The 7,350-nt window shown below is 65.4% G+C and carries 7 protein-coding genes and 1 pseudogene; 1 reads left to right on the top strand and 7 read right to left on the bottom strand.

Features of this window, described 5'->3' with window-relative positions:
* A pseudogene (locus ACTHLF_RS09760) lies at window positions 1-737 on the bottom strand (hypothetical protein); the annotation flags it as partial.
* A gap of 45 nt (window positions 738-782) precedes the next feature.
* Between ACTHLF_RS09760 and ACTHLF_RS09755 the strand changes: the two are divergent.
* Window positions 783-1,514 (top strand): response regulator, encoded by a 732-nt coding sequence (locus ACTHLF_RS09755; RefSeq protein WP_440326977.1) that lies wholly within the window; start codon window positions 783-785, stop codon window positions 1,512-1,514.
* 23 nt (window positions 1,515-1,537) lie between these two features.
* Here the strand turns inward: ACTHLF_RS09755 and recO are convergent, their stop codons facing one another.
* The 6 genes from recO to lepA form a co-directional block, all read right to left on the bottom strand.
* A complete protein-coding gene (gene recO / locus ACTHLF_RS09750) occupies window positions 1,538-2,230 on the bottom strand; it encodes a DNA repair protein RecO (protein WP_440326975.1) in 693 nt (230 codons plus the stop codon).
* Between the two features lie 20 nt (window positions 2,231-2,250).
* Window positions 2,251-3,183, bottom strand: a complete 933-nt coding sequence (gene era / locus ACTHLF_RS09745; protein WP_440326973.1) for a GTPase Era — start codon at window positions 3,181-3,183, stop codon at window positions 2,251-2,253.
* Window positions 3,180-3,833 (bottom strand): ribonuclease III, encoded by a 654-nt coding sequence (gene rnc, locus ACTHLF_RS09740; protein ID WP_440326972.1) that lies wholly within the window; start codon window positions 3,831-3,833, stop codon window positions 3,180-3,182. Before rnc ends, era begins: the two co-directional genes overlap by 4 nt.
* Before the next feature lie 9 nt (window positions 3,834-3,842).
* Window positions 3,843-4,220, bottom strand: a complete 378-nt coding sequence (locus ACTHLF_RS09735) for a DUF4845 domain-containing protein (protein ID WP_440326971.1) — start codon at window positions 4,218-4,220, stop codon at window positions 3,843-3,845.
* A gap of 137 nt (window positions 4,221-4,357) precedes the next feature.
* Window positions 4,358-5,269 carry a signal peptidase I gene (gene lepB / locus ACTHLF_RS09730; protein WP_440326969.1) on the bottom strand — a complete coding sequence of 304 codons (912 nt, stop codon included), beginning with the start codon at window positions 5,267-5,269 and terminating at the stop codon, window positions 4,358-4,360.
* Window positions 5,270-5,368: 99 nt separating this feature from the next.
* On the bottom strand, window positions 5,369-7,159 hold the full coding sequence (lepA, locus tag ACTHLF_RS09725) for a translation elongation factor 4 (RefSeq protein WP_440326967.1): 1,791 nt from the start codon (window positions 7,157-7,159) through the stop codon (window positions 5,369-5,371).
* Window positions 7,160-7,350 lie beyond the last annotated feature (191 nt).

The raw sequence follows: 7,350 nt of genomic DNA, 5'->3' as shown, positions 1-7,350 counted from the left end.
AGAAGCCATTCACCACCGCGCAGCGCGGCGTCAAGATCGATGGTCGCGCCATCCCGGCCGATATCCAGCCCGAGCCGGCCGCTTCCGCTGATCTTCTGGCCGGCCATCGCACCACCCGGCGTCTCGAAGCCGACGCCATCGAGGGCAAACTGGCCGGCGGCCTGGGTGCCGGTGTCGAGGAGGTCGAGCGCCAGGTCGGCATTGACCTTGCCTGCCGTCGGGTGGCCCGCCCATGCCGTGGCCAGCAGGCCCTGCAGCCAGCCGGCGGGCAGGTTCTTCAGGGTGATCTGTGCATGCGTCACCTGGTCGATGGGTAGTGCGACCTCGGCGAGCGCCTTGTCCTGGTTGATGGTGATGGCCAGCGTGTTCGCCGCTTCGTCCGCGACGATCTTCACCGAGGCATCCGTCAACGCACCGCCGGGCGCACCGCGCAGGCGGATGCGGCCGTCGAACATCCAGCGGCCGAGTTCATCGCGATCGAGCTGCCCGTCGAGCGCCAGGCCAAGCTTGCGCCAGCCGAGCGCGCGCACATCGGCCTTCTTCGCCGTGAGGCGCAACGAGATCCCCTTGCCATCGGCCTGGGGATCCAGGTCGGCCTGCTTGTCGGTCATCGCCAGGCCCGGCACGCTGAGGCTATCCGCGCCGATCGAGAGCCCCGCGTGCGCGGCGCCGCCCCAGGCCAGGGCGACCCAGGTGAGCAGGACGAATACGAGGGGGCGGGTTGATACGCGGCGCATGCTGCTCCATTCTGCCAAACTCAGATGAACAACATGGAACGTTGCATGGATTCGCGCCGCCCTCCCCCTCTTGACCGCGACCACCTGCGCAAGGTGCTGGTGGCCGCTGACGATCCGTCCACCCGCCAGTTCCTGTCCGGTGCGCTGGTATCGCTGGGTTACGACGTCACCCTTGCCGTCGATGGCGCGGATGCGCTGCGCCACGCGCGCGCCACCCGGTTCGACGCCTTGATCCTCGATTGCCGGATGCCGCACGGGGGCGCGCTGGATGTGCTGCGCGACCTGCTCGACAGCATTGATGCCGCATCGGCGGGTGTGCCGGCGTTCGCGACCAGCGCGGAAATTTCGCCGTTATTGCGTAGTGATCTCGATGCCGCGGGTTTCGCCGGAGCCATTGAGAAGCCGTGCAAGATCGCCTCGCTCGGCCACGCGCTCGATGCCGCGCTGGGCGTGGACCCGCGCATGGCGGTATTGAGCGATAGCGACGGGCTGGTGGCCACGGGCGATCCGCAGATCATGGCTTCGCTGCGCCAGCTGCTTCGTGCGGAACTGCTCCAGTTGCGTACCGAACTGCACGAGCTGGGCGGTGACCCCGGCGGCCTGGTTGACCGGCTGCACCGGCTTCGTTCGGCATGCGGGTTTTGCGGCGCGCTCCGCCTGGGCGCGCAGGCCAAGGCATTGCAGGGGCATGTTTACGAGGCGCGGCAGGTGGCACCGGCCATGATGGAGCGGTTCCGGCGTGAACTCGAGGCAACGATCGCCGCGCTTGCGGTGTAGCTCCCGTCGTTGTGGGAGCGCGCTCAGCGCAACACGCGCCAGGCTTTCAGCTCGCCGCCGCCAAGGTAGAACGTAATCACCTGCCGCATCATCCGGCGCAGCGCGGAGAGCCCAGCCTGGTCGGGCGAGGTATCCGCCGCCAGCGCGAGCAGGTCCGCGCCGCGCAACGCGCGAGGATCGCCGGGACGGCCCGGCATGACGCCAGATTCCGGGTCGTAGGCATAGGTGCCGCCCGGGTCGAGCGGCTCTCCATCGAGCGCGCCCACCTCCAGTTGCAAGGCGTAACCCAGCGCATCGAGCATGTCGCGTTCGAAGCGGCGCAAGGTCCAGCCGAGTGGCTCGCCTGCCGCCATGCGCTGAAGGGTGCGCTCGTAGTGGTCGAACAACTCGGGATTCGGGTCCTGGCGCCCGGTCAGGCGGACCACCAGTTCGTTGAGGTAGAGCCCGGCCAGGCCTGCGTCACCCACCAACCGAAGCGGAGTACCCACCGGCTCGGCGGAACGCAGGGTCGCAAGTTCGCCCTTCAGAAGCAGATCGAGCTCGAGCCTCTGGAACGGCTCGAGTTGCGCGCGCTGCATCCGCGCACGCTCGTTGCGCACACCGCGGGCCACGACGCCAATGCGCCCGTGGTCACGCGACAGGCACTCCACGAGCATCGAGGTCTCGCGATACGGCCGCGCATGCAGCACGAAAGCAGGTTGCTGTTCGACACGCATGCGCGGGGCGCCCGAAGGGCTTATTCGTAACCGAAACGCTTAAGCAGGTTCTCGTCGTCTGCCCAGCCTTCGCGCACCTTCACCCAGAGCTTCAGGAACACCTTGCGCTCGAACATGGTCTCCATGGCCTTGCGCGCGGAGGTGCCGATGGCCTTGAGCTGGGCGCCGCCGGCGCCGATCACGATGGCCTTCTGGCCATCGCGCTCCACCCAGATCACCGCGTGCACTTCCGCGACGCCGTCGGGACGATCGGTGAAGCCTTCGATTTCCACTGTCGTGGCGTATGGAAGCTCCTGGTCGAGGCGCAGCATGAGCTGCTCGCGCACCATCTCGGCGGCGAGGAAACGCTCGCTACGGTCGGTGATTTCATCCTCGCCGTAGATCGCTTCCTGCTCTGGCAGGCGCTTCAGGATGCCCTTCTCGAGACCTTCCAGGCCCTTCGACTTGAGCGCGCTCACGTAGTAGACGTCATCGAACGGGTGCTTCTGCATCAGGTCGGCGACGAAGGGCAGCATCGCGCCCTTGTCCTTCTGCAGGTCCACCTTGTTGATGGCCAGCAGCTTGGGCATGTCCTTCTGTTCGCACAGCGCCTGGTACATCGCGGCGTCTTCGTCGGTCCACTTGCCGGCTTCGATCACCTGCACGGCGAGGTCGACCTCGGTCACCGCCGCGCGCGCCGCGCGGTTGAGGCTGCGGTTCATGGCGCGCTTGCCGCCACGGTGCAGGCCCGGGGTATCCACGTAAAGGATCTGGCCGTTCGGCTTGGTCGAGATGCCCAGGATGCGATGGCGCGTGGTCTGCGGCCGATGGCTCACGATGGAGAGGCGCACGCCGATCAGCGCGTTGAGCAGGGTGGACTTGCCGACATTGGGCCGGCCCGCCAGCGCGACGTAGCCGCAACGGAAGTCGTCGTCAACCAGGGTATCGTTATCTTCGAAATCGTTATCGTTCATGGTTTCTTTTCCAGCAGCCTTTGCAACACCGCCTCGGCGGCGTCCTGTTCGGCGGCACGCCGGCTGCCCCCGCTCGCTTCGATGCGGATGCCTTCCGGCTCTTCAATGGCGCAACTCACGTCGAAGACCTTGGCATGGTCCTCGCCGTAACTGGCGGTCAGTTCGTAAACGGGCAGCGGAAGGCCCCTGCCCTGTAGCCACTCCTGCAGGCGCGTCTTGGCATCCTTGCTGGAGCGTTTGAGTTCTCCCACGCGGGGCGTGAAAAGCCTGCGCACGACCTGGCGGCAGGCATCGTAGCCATCATCCAGGTAAACGGCGGCCACCATGGCCTCGAAGGCATCGGCCAGGATGGAATCCCGCCGGTAACCGCCGCTCTTCAATTCACCCGGGCCGAGCTTCAGCCGATCGCCCAGTTCGAGCTCCCGGGCGACTACGGCCAGGGCCTGGCCGTTCACCAGTTGCGAACGCAGCCGCGAGAGTTCGCCCTCGCTGGCATGCGGGTGTGCTTCGTACAGAAGCTCGGCCACCATGACACCCAGCAGGGCATCACCGAGGAACTCCATCCGCTCGTTGTTCGGCTTCCCGGCACTACGGTGGGTCAGTGCCAGGGTCGCCAGACCGGGATCACGAAAACGATGCGGGAATTCCACGAAACCTCATTACCCAGCGCTGGTGCTGCGGATCTGCACCGATTTCTCGAAATGGAGCAGGAAATCGATGTTGTACATAAACGGGATGCGCTTGTCGTAGGCGACATGCAGCGTCGGCAGGTTGTTTTCGCGAATGACGGTGATGTCCTTCGGCTTGATCGTCGAGTCGTCGACGTACTGGAAGCTCATCTTGAAGGCGAGCTGGCGGCGGGCCTGCTCGACGTCATCGTTACCGCCCTCGGTAGCCATCTGGTTCATGGCTTTCACCACGCCCATGTACTCGATGTAGGACGGCACCAGCTTCATGGCCATGAAGCCGAAGAAGCCCAGTACCACGAGCACGATGATGAAGCCGATGAGCGTGATGCCCGATTGCCTGGATTTCATAGATTGACCCCGCCGCGCAAGGCGGCTCCCCTGTGTGATTCGGATACCGATGGGGCGCCGATGCGCCCCGCTGCGGAGATTACCTTGTCCGCGCCGGGGTGCAACGCCCCCGGACGTGACCGGGGCCACCATTCGGGTCAATGGATGACCTTGCCCATGCGGGAGAAATCGAAAATCCCGGAGATTCCGTTATCGAACCCGCGCCAGGCCAGCCAGACGAAGAAGGCCTTGCCGACCAGGTTCTCCTCCGGCATGCAGCCCCACCAGCGGCTGTCCGTGCTGTTCATGCGGTTGTCGCCCATGACGATGTAGCAGCCCTTCGGCACTTCGGAGGGCACCATGGCATTGGGGATGTCCATCGGCATGTTGTACGCCGGGGTGAGCGCGATCGTGTGGTTCACGCTGCCCAGGTGCTCGGTGTACAGCTTCGAGCCGTAGGTCATCAGCAGGTGGTCTTCCGGCTGCTTCACGTCACCCTTGTAGGGACCCAGCTCGTCCATCGCAACACGCTCGCCGTTGATGAACAGCTCGCTGCCGCGGGTTTCGATGCGGTCGCCCGGGACGCCGATCACGCGCTTGATCCAGTTCTCGCTGGGCACCGGCGCGCTCGGATCCTGGCAGGTGGCATCGCCGCTGCGGACGATATGGCCACTCGCATCGGGACAGCGATAGCCCGGGAACCGGAACACCACGACATCGCCGCGGCGCGGTTCGCCGTTCTCAACCAGCTTGTTGTTGAACGCCGGCATGCGCAGGCCATACGAGAACTTGTTGACCAGGATGAAATCGCCGACATCGAGGGTCGGCATCATCGAGCCGGAGGGGATCCGGAAAGGCTCCGCGACAAAGGAGCGCAGGATCAGGACCACCAGGATCACGGGGAACAGGGAGCGGGCCCAGTCGACCGGCCATGGCTCGGCGATCTCCGTTCCCGCGGCCTCGGCGCGGGCACGGCGCGCCCTGGCCAGGAACAGCCAGTCGAGCAGCCAGATGACGCCAAAAAGGACCGTCACGCCCAGCAGGAATGCCGAAAAATCAAATGCCGCCATGCCAACTCCGTTAGTCGTGTGAAGGACCCGGTGGGTCCATTCCGGCGCATCCGGCGCCGGGTTTCCATGGGTAGAACGTCATGCCGCCGGGGGCGAACCTTACTTGTCGACCTTCAGCACGGCAAGGAAGGCTTCCTGGGGGATCTCCACGGAGCCCACCTGCTTCATGCGCTTCTTGCCTTCCTTCTGCTTCTCCAGGAGCTTCTTCTTACGCGAGACGTCGCCGCCGTAACACTTGGCGAGCACGTTCTTGCGCAGTGCCTTGACCGTGGAGCGGGCGATGACGGCCGCGCCGATCGCGGCCTGGATCGCCACGTCGAACTGCTGGCGCGGGATCAGGTCCTTCATGCGCTCGACCAGCTCGCGGCCACGGCGGTCCGCGTGCGACCGGTGCACGATAAGACTCAACGCGTCGACACGGTCGCCGTTGATCAGGATATCGACGCGCACGAACGGACCGGCATCGAAGCGGTCCAGGTGGTAATCCATCGAGGCATAACCGCGCGACACCGATTTCAGCCGATCGAAGAAGTCCAGGACGACTTCCGCAAGCGGCAGTTCATACGTGACCTGCACCTGGGTGGCCAGGTACTGGATGGAGCGCTGCACGCCACGCTTCTCTTCGCAGAGCTTGATGACGTTGCCGACGTATTCGGCCGGCGTGAGGATGTTGGCCACGATGATCGGCTCACGGATCTCGGCGATCTGCTGCGGCGGGGGCAGCTTGGCCGGGTTATCCATGTTGATCACGGAGCCATCGGTCTTGGCCACCTCGTACACCACGGTGGGCGCGGTGGTGATCAGGTCGAGGTCGTATTCGCGCTCGAGGCGCTCCTGCACGATTTCCATGTGCAGCATGCCGAGGAAGCCGCAGCGGAAGCCGAAGCCCATGGCCTCCGAGCTCTCGGGCTCGAAGAACATGGCGGCGTCGTTGAGGCGCAGCTTGTCGAGCGCCTCGCGCAGCGCGGGGTAATCATCCGCCGACACGGGGAACAGGCCGGCGAACACGCGCGGCTGCATGGTCTGGAAGCCCGGCAGGGGCTCTTCCGCCGGCTTGCCGGCCAGGGTGAGCGTATCGCCGACGGGGGCGCCATGGACATCCTTGATGGACGCGTTGATCCAGCCCACCTCGCCCGCGGCAAGCTTCTCGAGCTTCTTCCGCTTCGGGGTGAACACGCCCACGTCGTCGACCAGGTGGGTGCGACCCGTGGACATGACCAGGATCTTGTCGCCCGGCTTGATCTCGCCCTGCATGACGCGGACCAGCGAGACCACGCCCAGGTAGTTATCGAACCACGAGTCGATGATCAGCGCCTGGAGCTTGTCCGTATCGCGCGGCTTCGGCGCCGGGATGCGATGGATGATGGCCTCGAGCACCTCGATCACGTTCTGGCCGGTCTTGGCGCTGACCGGGATCGCGTCGGACGCGTCCAGGCCGATCACCGCCTCGATCTCGGCCTTGGCCTTGTCGATGTCCGCGGTGGGCAGGTCGATCTTGTTCAGGACCGGGATGACCTCCAGACCCTGCTCTATCGCGGTGTAGCAGTTGGCCACGGACTGGGCTTCGACGCCCTGGGCCGCATCGACCACCAGCAGCGCGCCTTCGCACGCGGAGAGCGAGCGGCTCACCTCGTAGCTGAAGTCGACATGCCCGGGGGTGTCGATGAAGTTGAGCTGGTAGGTCTTGCCATCCCGCGCCTTGTACGGCAGCGAGACCGACTGGGCCTTGATGGTGATGCCGCGCTCGCGCTCGATCGGGTTGTTGTCGAGCACCTGCGCTTCCATTTCGCGCTCGGACAAGCCGCCGCACAGCTGGATGATGCGGTCGGCCAGGGTCGACTTGCCGTGGTCGATGTGGGCAATGATGGAGAAGGTGCGGATGAGTTCCATGGAGCGCCGTGGTCGTGTTCACCATCGCTCGCGGCGCGAACGACGCGCAGCGGCCGCCTTGGCCGGTGCGAATCCCGCATTATCGCATGGAAGGCGGGCCACCGCCGAGGGTAGCCCGCCCTGCCCGGCTATTTGTCGCTGGGCACCGTGATACCGACGAAGCGCGTTGAGTCGTCGCGACGGATAAGCAA

It is taken from the genome of Luteibacter sp. (assembly GCF_051958795.1).
GTDB lineage: Bacteria > Pseudomonadota > Gammaproteobacteria > Xanthomonadales > Rhodanobacteraceae > Luteibacter.
This window is presented reverse-complemented; position numbering and strand designations above follow the sequence as displayed.

Coding starts and splice junctions, on each gene's coding strand:
- recO (WP_440326975.1), bottom strand. CDS start 2,230: ATGCGTGTCGAACAGCAACCTGCTTTCGTGCTGCATGCGCGGCCGTAT.
- era (WP_440326973.1), bottom strand. CDS start 3,183: ATGAACGATAACGATTTCGAAGATAACGATACCCTGGTTGACGACGAC.
- ACTHLF_RS09735 (WP_440326971.1), bottom strand. CDS start 4,220: ATGAAATCCAGGCAATCGGGCATCACGCTCATCGGCTTCATCATCGTG.
- ACTHLF_RS09755 (WP_440326977.1), top strand. CDS start 783: ATGGATTCGCGCCGCCCTCCCCCTCTTGACCGCGACCACCTGCGCAAG.
- lepA (WP_440326967.1), bottom strand. CDS start 7,159: ATGGAACTCATCCGCACCTTCTCCATCATTGCCCACATCGACCACGGC.
- lepB (WP_440326969.1), bottom strand. CDS start 5,269: ATGGCGGCATTTGATTTTTCGGCATTCCTGCTGGGCGTGACGGTCCTT.